At 66.6% G+C, this 15,152-nt stretch carries 11 protein-coding genes and 2 tRNA genes; 8 read left to right on the top strand and 5 right to left on the bottom strand.

Annotated elements, in window-relative coordinates; genetic code table 11:
- The first annotated feature begins 384 nt into the window (after window positions 1–384).
- From KME82_RS09285 to KME82_RS09250, 8 genes are all read left to right on the top strand, one after another.
- Window positions 385–1,131, top strand: a complete 747-nt coding sequence (locus KME82_RS09285) for a TorF family putative porin (RefSeq protein ID WP_215498244.1) — start codon at window positions 385–387, stop codon at window positions 1,129–1,131.
- Between the two features lie 14 nt (window positions 1,132–1,145).
- A complete protein-coding gene (locus KME82_RS09280; RefSeq protein WP_036115829.1) occupies window positions 1,146–1,238 on the top strand; it encodes a potassium-transporting ATPase subunit F in 93 nt (30 codons plus the stop codon).
- A gap of 136 nt (window positions 1,239–1,374) precedes the next feature.
- Complete coding sequence (gene kdpA, locus KME82_RS09275) at window positions 1,375–3,123, top strand: potassium-transporting ATPase subunit KdpA (protein WP_215498243.1); 1,749 nt, start codon at window positions 1,375–1,377, stop codon at window positions 3,121–3,123.
- A gap of 56 nt (window positions 3,124–3,179) precedes the next feature.
- Complete coding sequence (kdpB, locus tag KME82_RS09270; RefSeq protein ID WP_215499026.1) at window positions 3,180–5,195, top strand: potassium-transporting ATPase subunit KdpB; 2,016 nt, start codon at window positions 3,180–3,182, stop codon at window positions 5,193–5,195.
- An 88-nt stretch (window positions 5,196–5,283) separates the two neighbouring features.
- Window positions 5,284–5,883: a potassium-transporting ATPase subunit KdpC gene (gene kdpC / locus KME82_RS09265; protein WP_215498242.1), complete on the top strand. Its 600-nt coding sequence runs from the start codon at window positions 5,284–5,286 to the stop codon at window positions 5,881–5,883.
- 386 nt (window positions 5,884–6,269) lie between these two features.
- On the top strand, window positions 6,270–6,437 hold the full coding sequence (locus KME82_RS09260) for a hypothetical protein (protein WP_215498241.1): 168 nt from the start codon (window positions 6,270–6,272) through the stop codon (window positions 6,435–6,437).
- A gap of 375 nt (window positions 6,438–6,812) precedes the next feature.
- Window positions 6,813–9,527 (top strand): sensor histidine kinase, encoded by a 2,715-nt coding sequence (locus KME82_RS09255; protein ID WP_215498240.1) that lies wholly within the window; start codon window positions 6,813–6,815, stop codon window positions 9,525–9,527.
- A complete protein-coding gene (locus KME82_RS09250) occupies window positions 9,524–10,255 on the top strand; it encodes a response regulator (RefSeq protein WP_215498239.1) in 732 nt (243 codons plus the stop codon). The genes KME82_RS09255 and KME82_RS09250 overlap by 4 nt, the downstream gene beginning before the upstream one ends.
- A gap of 368 nt (window positions 10,256–10,623) precedes the next feature.
- Here the strand turns inward: KME82_RS09250 and KME82_RS09245 are convergent, their stop codons facing one another.
- The 5 genes from KME82_RS09245 to alaS all read right to left on the bottom strand — a co-directional run bounded on the left by KME82_RS09245 (window position 10,624) and on the right by alaS (window position 15,005).
- Window positions 10,624–10,971 (bottom strand): DUF6717 family protein, encoded by a 348-nt coding sequence (locus tag KME82_RS09245; RefSeq protein ID WP_215498238.1) that lies wholly within the window; start codon window positions 10,969–10,971, stop codon window positions 10,624–10,626.
- Window positions 10,972–11,646: 675 nt separating this feature from the next.
- Window positions 11,647–11,723 (bottom strand) — tRNA-Arg (locus tag KME82_RS09240).
- A gap of 130 nt (window positions 11,724–11,853) precedes the next feature.
- Window positions 11,854–11,946: transfer RNA gene (locus tag KME82_RS09235), tRNA-Ser, on the bottom strand.
- A gap of 77 nt (window positions 11,947–12,023) precedes the next feature.
- Window positions 12,024–12,227 (bottom strand): carbon storage regulator CsrA, encoded by a 204-nt coding sequence (gene csrA / locus KME82_RS09230; protein WP_036111509.1) that lies wholly within the window; start codon window positions 12,225–12,227, stop codon window positions 12,024–12,026.
- Window positions 12,228–12,371: 144 nt separating this feature from the next.
- Entirely contained in the window at window positions 12,372–15,005 is a 2,634-nt protein-coding gene (gene alaS / locus KME82_RS09225; RefSeq protein WP_215498237.1) for an alanine--tRNA ligase, read from the bottom strand.
- Window positions 15,006–15,152 lie beyond the last annotated feature (147 nt).

The raw sequence follows: 15,152 nt of genomic DNA, 5'->3' as shown, positions 1-15,152 counted from the left end.
AGTCCGTCTGGATTCCCTTCGGTCAAAAGGTAACCAAAGAAAAACGCTTTTTCTTGAATCAAGTGCCCGCAAGGCCGTTGCCGACGCGGGCATGCGCCACACGGGACATCCATGTCCCGGTGGCGCACGGCGTGCATCCTGCACGCCGCCCTCCGGGTGTGCTGTTGTTCTCGCGAGCTACATGCCTCGCAGCGCTGGATGAACTGCGCGATACCTGGCAAAAAAGCGGGGTTGCCCTCGCCGCCGCGATTTACGCCGCAACGCCCATTGTTTACGACAAATTTACGCCGTGACCGCCCGCACGAAATAGCGGCTTTACGCCCCATGTTCCGAGAATGACGCCGTGGCCAGACCGGCCTCGTTGCCCATTCCCGGATACCTCACATGTCGTCGTCGCATCACCTGTTCCGCAGCCGCGAGGCCGCCCTTCCGCTGGTCCTGGCGGTCTGCGCCGGCATCGGCCTGCTCGCGCTGGGCACCCGCGCGCACGCGGCCGAATCCTCCGGCGCGAGCTTCACCGGCTCGGCCGCGCTGACCAGCGATTACGTCTGGCGCGGCAGCTCGCAAACCCAGGGCGATCCGGCCGTGCAGGTCGGCTTCAAGGCCGCCGCCGACAACGGCTTCTACGGCTCGATCTGGGGCTCGAACGTCGAGTTCGCGCCGGACACCCACGCCAGCAGCGAACTCGATTTCACCGTCGGCTGGGCCGGCAAGATCGCCCAGGACTGGGCGCTGGACGTCAACGTCCTGCATTACCGCTATCCGTCCACGACCACCGATCTGAACTGGACCGAGCTCAACGGCACCGTGACCTGGCGCGACAACTACTGGCTGTCGCTGGGTTATTCGAACGAAGCGCTGGGCAGCAAGGAGCGCGGCATCTATTCGCAAATCGGCGCGCGCTTCCCGATCAACGACGCGCTGCGCTTCGAAGCCGCGCTCGGCCACTATTTTCTCGACGACGTCTACGACCGCAGCTACAGCCACGGTCAGCTCAGCGCGATCTGGGCGGTGAAAGCGCCGTTCGAACTGCGCCTGAGCGCGCACGCCACCGATCACAACGCCGAGCGGATCTTCGGCGACTCGCTTGCCGGCTCGCGCATCGAAGCGGCCGTGCAGGCGTCCTTCTGACAGGAGCAACGACCATGCCCGGCTGGCTTTCATTGGTGTGCGCGATCTCGGTCCTGGTGGCCGCCGCCTACCTGCTCTACGTCGTGCTGCGTCCCGAGGACTTCTAGTCCGCGCAGCCGCACCGCGGACCACGGAACGATCCGCATCAACTTCCCCAGCGCGGCGACGATCCTCTCGTCGCCGCGCGATCCGTAACGGCGCCGGACGCGCCGCCGCGGATCTCTCACCGCCCGGTGCTTCACCATGATCGAAATCTTTCTCGTATTCGCGCTCGCCGTCGGCCTGGGATGGCCGCTCGGCCTGTACCTGGCGCGGGTCATGCGCGGCGATCGTTCGCGCCTGGACGCGGTGTTCGCGCCGATCGAAGGCGCGATCTACCGCGTGCTCGGCGTCGATCCCGCGCGCGGCATGAGCTGGCGCGGTTACGCGCTGGCGTTCGCGCTCAGCAACCTCGTGCTTGCGATATTGGTCTGGGTGTTGTTCATGACCCAGGCCTGGCTGCCGTTCAATCCAGACGCCATTCCCAACATGCGCTGGGACACCGCGCTGCACACGATGGTGTCGTTCCTCACCAACACCAATCAGCAGCACTACTCCGGCCAGGCGCAGCTGAGCTATCTGTCGCAGATGGTCGGCATCGTCGGCCTGCAGGTGGTGACGCCGATGATGGGCCTGGCGATCGTGGTCGCGACCCTGCGCGGTCTGTTCGGCGGCCGTCAGGCGCTCGCGCATGTGGCCGCTGCCGGCGCTCAAGCCGAAGGCGCGCCGCGCGATCTGGGCAACTACTGGGTCGATGTCACCCGCGCGACGCTGCGCTTCATGCTGCCGCTGTGTCTGGTGTGGGCCGTGTTGCTGACCTCGCAGGGCGTGCCTTCGACCTTGCAAGGCGCCGCAACGGTTTCGCCGCTCGACCAGAGCGCCGGGCTGAAAGATCAGAAGATACCCGTGGGACCTGTCGCTGCCATGGTCGCGGCCAAGCAGCTCGGCACCAACGGCGGCGGCTGGTACGGCCCGAACAGCGCGGTGCCGCTGGAAAATCCGACGCCGTTCGCGAACCTGCTCGAAACCCTGGCGCTGATCCTGATCCCGGTCGCGGTGACCTTCATGGTCGGCCCGTTCACCGGCCGGCGCAAACTCACCGCACTGGTGTTCGGCAGCATGCTGTTGATGTCGGTGCTGTCGACCGGTCTGACCGTGGGTTCGGAAGCGTATTCGTCCACCCGCACGGACGCGGCGTTGATGGAAGGTAAGGAAACCCGCTTCGGCGCCAGCGATACCGCGCTGTGGACCGCGCTGACCACCCAGAGCAGCAACGGCTCGGTCAACGGCATGCACGATTCGCTGGCGCCGCTGACCGGCGCGATGGCGATGGTCAACATGCTGATCAACGCGATCTGGGGCGGCATCGGCTGCGGCCTGCAGCAGTTCCTGGTGTATCTGCTGCTGTCGGTGTTCCTGGCCGGGCTGATGACCGGACGCACGCCGGAGTTGTTCGGCCGCAAGATCGAAGCGCCCGAGGTGCGGCTGCTGGCGTTGCTGATCCTGCTGCAACCGCTGGTGGTGCTCGGCTTCAGCGCGATCACCTTGGGCGTTCCTTCGATCACCGGCAATTCCAATCCCGGCTTCCACGGCATCAGCCAGGTGTTCTACGAGTACACCTCGGCGTTCGCCAACAACGGCTCGGGTTTTGAAGGCCTTGGCGATGCGACTTACTGGTGGAACCTGAGCTGCGCCGCGGTGCTCGCATTGGGCCGCTATCCGGCGCTGCTGATTCCACTCGCGGTCGCCGGCTTGCTCGCACGCAAGCGCGTCGCCCCGGAAAGCGCCGGCACCCTGCACGCCGAAACCCCGACCTTCGCCATGACCTTGATCGCGGTGATCGTGATCCTGACCGTCCTGCAATTCATGCCCGCGCTGGTGCTCGGCCCAATCGCCGATCACCTGACGCTGTCTGCGAGCGCCGCGCCGGCGCTCAGCAGCCCCGCTCTCTGAGGTACGCCCACGTGACCGAACAAACTCATCTCGGTGTACAACGCCGCAACACCGCAATGGCCGGCCTCGACGCCGCCGGCCTGCGCGCGGCGATGCTCGAATCCTTCGTCAAGCTCTCGCCGCGGCATGCCCTGCGCAGCCCTATCATGGCCATCGTCCTGCTCGGCACGGTGCTGGCCGCACTGATCACGATCTTCGTTCCCGGCAATGCCGCGTTCGGTATCGCGGTCACCGTGATCCTGCTGGTGACGGTGTTGTTCGCCAACTTCGCCGAAGCGGTCGCCGAAGCGCGCGGCCGCGGCCAGGCAGCTTCGTTGCGCGCAGCGCGGCGCGACCTGGTCGCGCGCAAGCTCGACACGGTCGGCAAGAACGAAACCCGGGTGCCGGCCTCGACGCTCAAGCCCGGCGACCGGGTGATCGTCTCGGCCAACGAGCTGATCCCGGCCGACGGCGAAATCGTCAAGGGCATGGCCACGATCAACGAATCGGCGGTCACCGGCGAATCCGCGCCGGTGCTGCGCGAAGCCGGCACCGACCGCTCCGGCGTGATCGGCGGCACCAAGGTGTTGTCCGACGAGATCGTGATCGAAGTCAGCGCCGAACCGGGCCACAGCTTCCTCGACCGCATGATCGCCCTGGTCGAAGGCGCCAACCGGCAGAAGACGCCGAACGAAATCGCCCTGACCATGCTGCTCGCGGCGATGACCCTGACCTTCCTGATCGTGGTCGCGACCTTGCCGCTGTTCGCCGGTTTCGTCGGCGCCAAACTCGATCCGCTGCTGCTGATCGCGCTGCTGGTCTGCCTGATCCCGACCACCATCGGCGGCCTGTTACCGGCGATCGGCATCGCCGGCATGAACCGCGCGCTGTCGGCCAACGTGCTGGCGAAATCCGGCAAGGCGGTGGAAGTGGCCGGCGACGTCGACGTGCTGCTGCTGGACAAGACCGGCACCATCACCTTCGGCGACCGTCAGGCGACCGCGTTCCATCCGATCGCCGGCGTCGACCATTCGCAGTTGCGCGATGCGGCGCTGTTGTCCTCGCTCGCCGATCCCACGCCCGAAGGCAAGTCGATCGTGCGCCTGGCGCGCGAGCAACACAGCGTGACGCCGGAACCCGAACGCGCCGACTATCTGCAGTTCACCGCGCAGACGCGCATGTCCGGCGTCGACCTGCCGGCCGATTACCCCGGCGGCGCGCGTGCGATCCGCAAGGGCGCGGGCGATGCGATCAGCCAGTACGTGCGCGCGCTCGGCGGCGAGGTGCTGCCCGAACTCAATGCGCGCATCGAACAGGTCGCGCGCAACGGCGCCACTCCGCTGGTGGTGGCCGAGGGCCGCCACGTGCTCGGCGTGGTCGAGTTGTCGGACGTGGTCAAGCATGGCGTGAAGGAACGTTTCGCGCGGTTGCGGGCGATGGGCGTGCGCACGGTGATGATCACCGGCGACAACCCGCTGACCGCCGCGGCGATCGCGGCCGAAGCCGGCGTCGACGACTACATCGCCGAAGCGCGGCCCGAGGACAAACTCGCGCGCATTCGCGCCGAGCAGGCCGGCGGCCGCCTGGTGGCGATGGTCGGCGACGGCACCAACGACGCCCCGGCGCTGGCCCAGGCCGACGTCGGCCTGGCGATGAATTCGGGCACGCAAGCGGCGAAGGAAGCCGGCAACATGGTCGATCTGGATTCCGATCCGGCCAAGCTGCTGGCGGTGGTCGAGGTCGGCAAGCAACAGCTGATCACCCGCGGCGCGCTGACCACGTTCTCGCTCGCCAACGACGTGTCGAAGTACTTCGCGATCCTGCCGGCGCTGTTCGCCGCGGCGATCCCGCAGATGGCCGCGCTCAACGTCATGCACTTGTCGAGCCCGAGCAACGCGGTGCTCGCGGCGTTGATCTTCAACGCCCTGATCATCCCCGCGCTGATCCCGCTGGCCCTGGCCGGCGTGCGCTTCAAGCCCGCCACCGCGGTCGCGCTGCTGCGCCGGAACATGCTGGTCTACGGCCTGGGCGGCGTGCTGCTGCCGTTCGTCGCGATCAAGCTGATCGACATGGCGCTGGTCGCGATTTTCTAAGCCCTCTCGCGCAAGTAAGCCCTCTCCCGCTCGCGGGAGAGGGTTGGGTGAGGGCCAGCCGCCCGCACCGCCCCAACAGGACATTCCAATGACCACCCAAACCGCCCAACCGCTCACCCTCGACGATCGCGTTTCCCTGCGCGCTCCGCTGCTGTTCGCCGCGATCTCCCTGCTCGGCTTCGGCCTGCTCTATTCCCTGGCCGGCACCGCGCTGGGGCGCCTCGCATTTCCTGCACAGGCCGTCGGTTCGATCATCCGATACGACGGCCACCCGATTGGCTCGGAGCTGATCGCGCAACCGTTCGCCGACGCCAGGTACTTCCAGCCGCGCCCGTCGGCGGCCAAGTACGACCCGACCGCCGCGTCCGGCAGCAATCAGGCGCGCAGCAATCCCGACCTGCGCAAGCGCATCGCCGAGGACACCGCGGCGATCGCGCAGCGCGAAGGCATCGCCATCGCCGACGTGCCCGCCGAACTGGCGACCCAGTCCGGCGGCGGCCTGGACCCGCACCTGTCCCCGCGCGCGGCGCAGATCCAGGCCGCGCGCGTGGCCAAGGCACGCGGTCTCAGTGTGGCCCAGGTGGAGGCCTTGATCGCGGCCAACACCGAGGCGCCTCAGTTCGGTGTGCTCGGCATGGAGCGTGTGAATGTGCTCAAGCTCAATCTGGCGTTGGATGCGGCGCGATGAGTTTCGATGAGTTTCGGCAGGCCCCGCTTCGATGCGGGGCTTTGCCGTTGTAGTCACCGAGGTTCGCGTTCGGTTTCGTCAATAGTTCCGGCTTCCGCTTCCGCCTTTGGCTGTGGCTGTGGCTGTGGCTGTGGCTTTGGCTTTGGCTTTGGCTTTGGCTTGAGCCTGAAGCAACGCAGTTCATCCAGCACTGCGAGGCCGTGAACTCGCGTTAGCAAAAGCACACCCGGAGGGCGGCGTGCAGGATGCACGCCGTGCGCCACCGGGACATGGATGTCCCGTGTGGCGCATGCCTGCGCAAGCACCGATCGCGCGGCTCTTGATTCGAAACAGGAACGCCTTTTTCTTTGGTGACTTTTGACCGAAGGGAATCCAGGCGGACTTTTGTGGCTCTGGACAAAAGAAAGTTACCCGCCGCTTTAGTGGCGGAAGCTTTTGATCTTGCTTGCAGCTTCAAAAGCTTCAAAGCTTTGAAGCTTTTAAGAGCCTGTGAAGCCAGAGGCAAGATCAACGGCTTTCGTCCGCAAGCGGCCGAGTTACTTTCTTTTGTCTAAAGCGACAAAAGAAAGGTAACCAAAGAAAAACGCTTTTTTGTGAATCAAGAGCCCGCAAGAGCGATGCCGACGCAGGCACGCGCCACACGGGACATCCATGTCCCGGTGGCGCGCGGCGCGCATCCATGCGCGCCGCCCTCCGGGTGTGCTTTTGCTAACGCGATTTAGGGGCTCCGCAGCGCTGGATGAACTGCGCGGCTTCGGGCTTAAAACTGAAAGCAACGGCAACGGCAAAAAAAAACATCTTGCGCGGCCTGGACAGCGACAACCAAATACCGCGCAACAACACTCAGCTCCCGACCGAAAACCGCCGCCGCCCAAAACCCCACCTCCCATCACTACACACCCCTCACCCACCCAGCGCACAATTCCCCCATGACCGACCCCCGCAGCGCCCAAGCCGATGCCCTCATGGGCGAACTGCAACGCCAGGGCGCCGGTCGCCTGACCATCTTCCTGGGCGCCGCGCCCGGCGTCGGCAAGACCTACACCATGCTCGGCCGCGCCCGCGAACTGCAGCGCCGCAGCATCGACGTGGTGGTCGGCATCGTCGAAACCCACGGCCGCGCCGAAACCCTCGCCCTGGTCGAGGGCCTCGACGTGCTGCCGCGCAAACGCCTGGAGTACCAGGACCGCACGCTCGAGGAAATGGACCTCGACGCGCTGCTGGCGCGCAAGCCCAAGGTCGCCCTGGTCGACGAACTCGCTCACCGCAACGCGCCGGGCAGCCGCCACGAACGGCGCTGGCAGGATGTGCTCGAACTGCTCGACGCCGGCATCGACGTCTACACCACGATCAACATCCAGCACCTGGAAAGCCTCAACGACGTCATCCATCGCATCACCGGTGTGCGGGTCAGCGAGACCGTTCCCGATGCGCTGTTCGACCGCCTGCGCGATATCGTGCTGGTCGATCTGCCGCCGCGCGAGCTGATCGAACGCCTGCAACAGGGCAAGGTCTACGTGCCCGAACAAGCTGCGCATGCGCTGCAGGCGTTCTTCTCGCCGTCCAACCTGACCGCGCTGCGCGAACTGGCGATGCAGACCGCCGCCGACCGCGTCGACAGCGATCTGCGCGAGGCGCAGACCGCGCGCGGCCTGCCCGGGGTGCCGCTGCGACGCGCGGTGTTGGTCGCGATCGACGGCCTGGGCCAGTCCGAATACCTGGTGCGGGTCGCGCGCCGCATCGCCGAACGCCGCGATTCGCCGTGGATCGTGGTCACGGTCCAGGCCGGCGACGCGCCGGCCGAAGCGCGCCAGTCCGAACTCGACCGCGCCTTCGCGCTCGCACGCCGGCTCGGCGGCGAAGCGGTGGTGCTGCACGGCAATAGCGTGGTCGATGCCCTGCTCGACCATGCCGAACGCGCCGGCGTGTCGACCATCGTGCTCGGCCGCACCCGCGAACGTCCGCTCGCGCGCATGGTCAACCGCACGCTGACCCAGCAACTGATCCAGCGCGGCGCGCATTACGAACTCACCATCGTCAGCACCCCGGAAGCGCGCGCGCGTGCGCGCCGCTCGCTGCGCGACAGCGGCGGCCGGCTGCGCGGCCTGCTGACCCGCAGCGATGCGGGCCTGGCCGTGGTGGCCGCGACCTTCGCCACCGCGCTGGCCTGGGTCGCCGAACGCTGGATCGGCCTGGGCGACCTGTCGCTAATCTTCATCGTCGCGGTGGTGGTGGTCGCCGCGCGCACCCGCATGACCGCGGCGGTGATCGCCTCGGTGCTGTGCTTCCTGGCCTACAACTTCTTCTTCATCGAACCGCGCTACACCTTGCTGATCGGCGCGCGCCAGGGCGTGGCGACGGTGCTGCTGTTCCTGGCCGCGGCGCTGGTCGCCGGACGCCTGGCCTCGAAGCTGCGCATGCAGGTGCTGGCGCTGCGCGCGTCCAACGCGCACGCGACCGAACTGCAAACCCTCGGCCGCGAACTGGCCACCGCCGCCGACGTGGGCCAGGTCGTGCATGCCGGACGCAAGGCGCTCAAGCGTTCGCTCGGCGTGGAAGCCTTCGTCTACATCGGCGCGGCGCCGCTGCGCGGCGAACAGTTGCCGGAGATGAGCGACAAGGATCGCGCCGCCGCCGACTGGAGCTTGAAGCATCGCCAGTCCGCCGGCCGCTACACCGACACCCTGGCCGGATCGGAGTGGTGGCTGTTGCCGCTCAAGGGCGACAGCTCGGCCGATGCGCCGGCGGCCGGCGTAGTCGGCCTGCGTTTTCCGTCTTCGTTGACGCGATTGGGCGCGGAACAACGCCGCTTAGCCGAAGCGATGACCGACGATATCGCGCAGGCGATCCTGCGCACGCGCCTGGTCGCCGACCTGGAAGACTCGCGGGTCAGCGGCGAGACCGAGCGGCTGCGCTCGGCGCTGCTGTCGTCGGTCTCGCACGATCTGCGCTCGCCGCTGGCTTCGATCATCGGCGCGGCCAGCAGCCTGGATCACTACGCCGAGGCGATGCCGCGCGAGGACCGCCACAGCCTGCTGGAAACCATCCGCATCGAAGGCGAGCGACTGGATCGCTACATCCAGAACCTGCTCGACATGACCCGGCTCGGCCACGGCGGGCTGGCGCTCAATCGCGACTGGATCGGCGTGGACGAACTGATCGGCTCGGCGGTCACCCGCCTGCAACGCTACGAGCCGCGCGCGCGCTTCGACGTGCGCCTGCAAGCCGGGCTCGGCCCGATCTGGGTGCATCCGGCGCTGATCGAACAGGCGTTGTTCAACGTGCTCGAGAACGCGGTGAAGTTCTCGCCGCCCGACGCGGCGGTGGTGATCGACGCGCGCCGGGTCGACGCCGAGCCCGGCGCGGCCACCGAGCAGGTCCTGCGCATCGACGTCAGCGACCGCGGCCCGGGCATTCCCGAGGACGAACGCGCGCGCATCTTCGACATGTTCTACAGCGTCGAGCGCGGCGATCGCGGCCGCCAGGGCACCGGCCTGGGCCTGGCGATCTGCCAGGGCATGATCGGCGCCCACGGCGGCAGCGTGGTCGCCCTGCCCGGCCTGGCCGACGAACAAGGTCGCCGCGGCACCACGATCCGCATTACCCTGCCGCCCATCGAACCCGTCGCGGCGCCCGCCTCATGATCGAAGACCACGCCACGCACCCACAGCCACCGGCCGCCACGCCGCCCGCGCGCGTGTTGGTGATCGACGACGAACCGCAGATCCGCAAGTTCCTCGACATCGCCCTGCGCGCGCAGGGCTACGCGGTCGAGCTGGCCGAACACGGCAACGGCGGCCTGGAGAGCCTGGCCACGCGCGGCGCCGATCTGGTGATCCTCGACCTGGGCCTGCCCGATCGCGACGGCTTCGATGTGTTGCGCGAGCTGCGCCAGTGGTCGAGCGTGCCGGTGATCCTGCTGACCGTGCGTTCCAGCGAGGCCGAGAAGGTCGCCGCGCTCGACGGCGGCGCCAACGACTACGTGACCAAACCCTTCGGCGTGCAGGAGCTGATGGCGCGCGTACGCGCCCTGCTACGCGCGCACGGCCCGCAGGGCGAAATCCTGCCGGTGTTCGACGACGGCCAGTTGCGCATCGATCTGGCCCGGCGCGAAGTCCACCTGCACGGCGAACCGGTCGTGCTCGCGCGCAAGGAATACGCGCTGCTGGCGATGCTGGTCCAGCACGCCGGCCGCGTGGTCACCCAGCCGCAGTTGCTGCGCGAACTGTGGGGCCCGACCCATCAGGAGGACACCCATTACCTGCGCATCCTGGTCGGCAAACTGCGCCACAAACTCGGCGACGACGCGGCCGCGCCGCGCTATATCGCGACCGAACCCGGCGTGGGATTACGGTTCATCGAGACGCGATGAGCCGCAATCGCGCAGTGAGCCCGCAACGTTGCGATCGCCGCCTGCAACGCTCCCGCATAACGCGACTGTAGGAACTGCGCAAGCTGCGACCGCGAACTCACGACTACGACGGACGCTCGATACCATTGGAATCGCCCAGCCGCAGCCGCCACAGACTTTCGACGTCAGCGCAACCACGCGGTCGCGGCTCGCGCCGCTCCTACAGAAGGCGACTGCAGGAGCGACGCAAGCTGCAGCCACGAATTCTTGATTGCGACGAAAATTCGATGCAGATGGAATCAGTCGGCCTCAGCCGCGATAGACGTTAGGCATCACCACAACCGCACCGCCGCGGCGTCCGCGGCCGCAAATCCGGTCACGCCCCTCCGTCAGCCTCTCTTGGCGCGAAACTGCGCATGCAACTTCGGCGGCGGCGACTCGAAATAGCGCAGCAACGCCGGACACAGCCAGCCTTCCATGCCGATCGATTCGCAGCGATACCAGTTGCCGCTCAGATCGGCGCGCTGCCAGTCCAGTTCGAGCTGGAAACCGGGAAATGGCTGCGGCGAGAACAACAAGGTGAAGCCGTCCGCGGCGTTGTCGATGGCCGCGGCCATGCGCTCGATGATGTCGTCGGCCCCGGACACGAAGGGCTCCTGGCTCAAGCCGACGGCCGCGTCGTCGAAGACCCACATGCCGTGGGCCTTGTACGGATGGATGGCGATGATCGCGTTCATGGCGGCGGCGTTTTCCTGGCAGGCCGAAGCTGCGGAGTATGCGGCCGCATGAGGCGGCCGCGGAATTGGCGTGCGCGTTGAACGCGGACGAGCCATCGCGACGAACCATGCCGCGACTGGGATCATCTGGCGCCTGCCGCGACAGGCCTACGATGTAGCCGCTGTAGCGCGGTCGCGGCTTGCGCCGCTCCCACAAGGGCGACCGTGAGGTTGCGCGAAGTGCGGCCAGGAATTCATCGCTACGACGATCCGGCATCTTGCCGGGGTCAACCGACGCGGCTGCGACGGGCTTTCGGCGTCAGCGCGGTCACGTTGTCGCGGCGAGCTTCCGACGTCAGCGCGGTCACGCGGTCGCGGCTCGCGCCGCTCCTACAGGGGGCGACTGTAGGAGCGGCGCGAGCCGCGACCGCGAATTCCCGACTGCGACAGACGTTCGAGGCAGTGAGGTCAAACGGTCACCATCGCAGCGAACGCACGAGAACGACAGAGGATGAACACGCGTGCGATATCGCTGAGATCCCGCAACTGCGAGGCTCGGCCGAGGCGCGGATCCCGCGAATGCGTACAGAAACCCGGCGCGGAGAAACCCGGCGCAAACAAAGAAGGGCTGTCCTGGATAAGGATCCGACGCAAAGAAAAACCCGGCAATCTTTCGATTGCCGGGTTTCTTTGTAGTGGCGCGCCCGGAAGGATTCGAACCTCCGACCCCCAAGTTCGTAGCCTGGTGCTCTATCCAGCTGAGCTACGGGCGCCTAGTTGGAAAATTATGACGATAAAACCGCACATCGTCAACATTTTTCAAACCGTTTTTTTGCTTTTCCGTCGGTACCGAATTCGACGAATCCGCAAAGAAAAGCCGCCGTTGGCGGCTTCTTTTACAACTGGCGGAGAGTGAGGGATTCGAACCCTCGATAGAGCTTTTGACCCTATACTCCCTTAGCAGGGGAGCCCCTTCAGCCTCTCGGGCAACTCTCCGCATCGATGAAGCAATGCGGGCGGGAAGCATAACGGCTCACCCGTTTTACAGCAACGCTTGCGGCCAACTTTTTTTATCAGCCGCCCGCGTTTTTACCAGAATCGTCCGACGCGTCCTCACCCCGCTGGATGCGCTGATAGATCTCTTCGCGATGGACTGCGACATCTTTGGGCGCGGTAATACCGATACGCACCTGGTTGCCCTTGACGCCGAGCACGGTGACGGTCACCGAGTCGCCGATCATCAGGGTTTCGCCGACGCGACGCGTCAGGATCAGCATTGAAAACCTCCTCGAGCCGGGACCGCAGTACCGGCGTTGGCATTCTTTTCCATCAGGAAGAATGCTTCAATTTGTACACAAACGTGAACCATCTTAGCGACCGGTCAAACCCGGTCGCAAGCGATAGAAGTCACTGTTCGCCATTCACACAAGCTTACTCTCAACCCACTGCGCAACGCCCGCAAGAGCCTGGACCAGGGCCGGGCCGTCATCGCCACCGCCCTGCGCCATGTCCGGACGGCCGCCGCCTTTACCATTGATCTGACCGGCCACATGCGCGAGTAGTTCTCCCGCTTTGACCTTGCCAACCGCGCTTCCGTTCACTCCGGCGACCAGGGCCGCCTTACCGTCGCTGGCACCCGCCAGCACGATCACCGCGTCGCCAAGCTGCTGCTTGAGGCGATCCACCGCCTCGCGCAACGCCTTGGCATCAAATCCTTCCAGCCGGGTCGCTACCAGCTTGACCCCGCCGATGTCCGCCGCCGAGCCGGCCAGGTCCGAGGCGGCGCCAGAGGCGGCCTTGGCCTTGATCGACTCGAGCTCGCGCTCGAGCTTCTTCTGCCGGTCCAGCAGCGCGCGCAGCTTGTCGGCCACGTCGCCGGCATTGCCGCCCAGCAGGCGCGCGGCCTGCTCCAGGCACTGCTCCTCCTGGGTGACATAGTCCAGCGCGCCCTGCCCGGTCAGCGCCTCGATCCGGCGCACGCCGGCCTGGACGCCGCTTTCGGCGACGATCTTGAACAGACCGATGTCGCCGGTGCGGGTCACGTGGGTGCCGCCGCACAACTCGGTCGAGGCCTCGCCCATGCGCAGCACGCGCACGCGGTCGCCGTACTTCTCGCCGAACAACGCCATGGCGCCGAAGTCGATGGCTTCTTGCATGCCCATCTGGTGGACTTCGGCTTCGTAATTGCGCCGCACGTCGGCGTTGACCTGGCGCTCGATCTGGGCGAGCTCGGCGTCGGTCAGCGGGTTGAAGTGCGAGAAATCGAAACGCAGGCGGTCCGGTGCGACCAGCGAGCCCTTCTGGGTCACGTGGTCGCCGAGCAGGCGGCGCAGGGCCGCGTGCAGCAGGTGGGTCGCCGAATGGTTGAGCACGGTCGCGCTGCGGCGGGCTTCGTCGACGGCGCCCAGGACGCGGTCGCCGCGCTTGAGGGTGCCGGCGGTGAGCCTGCCGATGTGGCCGTGGAACTGGCCGGCGAATTTCTGGGTGTCGTCGACCACGAAGCGGGTGCCGGCTTCGTCGAGCTCGCCGCTGTCGCCGACCTGGCCGCCGCTTTCGGCGTAGAACGGGGTGCGGTCGAGGATCACCACGCCTTCGTCGCCGACCCGGAACTCCTCGACCGGCACGCCGTCGCGCAGCAGCGCGAGCACTTGCAGGCCGCCGTCGGTCAGGCGGTCGTAGCCGAGGAATTCGGTCGGGGCGAGCTGCGCGGCCAGTTCGGCCGGCATCGAGGTTTTGTTGCCGAACGTGCCGGCTTCGCGCGCCCTGCGTCGCTGCTCTTCCATCTCGACTTCGAAACCGGCCATGTCGACCGACAGGCCGCGCTCGCGCGCGATGTCGGCGGTGAGGTCGGCCGGAAAACCGTAGGTGTCGTAGAGCTTGAACGCGTCGGCGCCGGCAATCACGCCCTGCGAGCGCGCGGCGATCTCGTCGAAGATGCGCATGCCCGAATCCAGGGTCGCGGCGAAACGCTCTTCTTCGGCGGCCAGCGCGGCTTCGACGAACTCGCGCTTGGCGGTCAGCTCGGGATAGGCATCGCCCATCACCTCGACCAGCGCCGGCACCAGCTTGTGGAAGAACACGCCCTTCTGGCCGAGCATCCAGCCGTGGCGCAGTGCGCGGCGGATGATCCGGCGCAGCACGTAGCCGCGGCCGTCGTTCGACGGCAGCACGCCGTCGACGATCAGGAACGAACACGCGCGGATGTGATCGGCGATCACGCGCAGCGATTTGTTGTCCAGGTCGTCGGTGTGGGTGTACTTGGCCGCCGCGGCGATCAGGTGGCGGAACAGGTCGATTTCGTAGTTGCCATGCACGCCCTGCAGCACCGCCGCCAGACGCTCCAGGCCCATGCCGGTGTCGACGCACGGCGCCGGCAACGGCAGCAGCGTGCCGTCGGGCTGGCGGTCGAACTGCATGAACACCAGGTTCCAGATCTCGATGAAACGATCGCCGTCCTCGTCGGGCGAACCCGGCGGGCCGCCGGCGATGTGATCGCCGTGGTCGTAGAAGATCTCGGTGCACGGGCCGCAGGGGCCGGTGTCGGCCATCTGCCAGAAATTGTCGGAAGCGAACGGCGCGCCCTTGTTGTCGCCGATGCGAACGATGCGTTCGGCCGGCACGCCGATCTTCTTGTTCCAGATGTCGAAGGCTTCGTCGTCGGTCTGGTAGACCGTGACCAGCAGGCGCTCGGGCGCCAGACCCCAGACCTTGGTCAGCAGCTCCCAGGCCCAGACGATCGCGTCGTCCTTGAAGTAGTCGCCGAACGACCAGTTGCCGAGCATTTCGAAGAAGGTGTGGTGACGCGCGGTGTAGCCGACCTGGTCGAGGTCATTGTGCTTGCCGCCGGCGCGCAAGCAGCGCTGCACGTCGGACGCGCGTACGTAGCCCGGCTTCTCGCTGCCGAGGAATACGTTCTTGAACTGCACCATGCCCGAGTTGGTGAACAGCAACGTCGGGTCGTTGGCAGGCACCAACGGTGCCGACGGCACGATGGTGTGGCCTTTGCCCCGAAAAAACTCGAGGAAATCGCTGCGGATTTCAGTGGTGGTCTTCATGCCTGGGATTGATTTGCCTGGTCGGGAGCGGAGCGCTCGACCGAACCCATGCCACCAGATGGGGGCATCGACTGGAACAGGCAACCCGGGACCCGAAAGCCGCGTAGCCTAGCAGGCCCCGGGGTCTTATGCGCAAGGCCATGCGGT

The organism is Lysobacter capsici (genome assembly GCF_018732085.1).
Lineage (GTDB): Bacteria > Pseudomonadota > Gammaproteobacteria > Xanthomonadales > Xanthomonadaceae > Lysobacter > Lysobacter capsici_A.
This window is presented reverse-complemented; position numbering and strand designations above follow the sequence as displayed.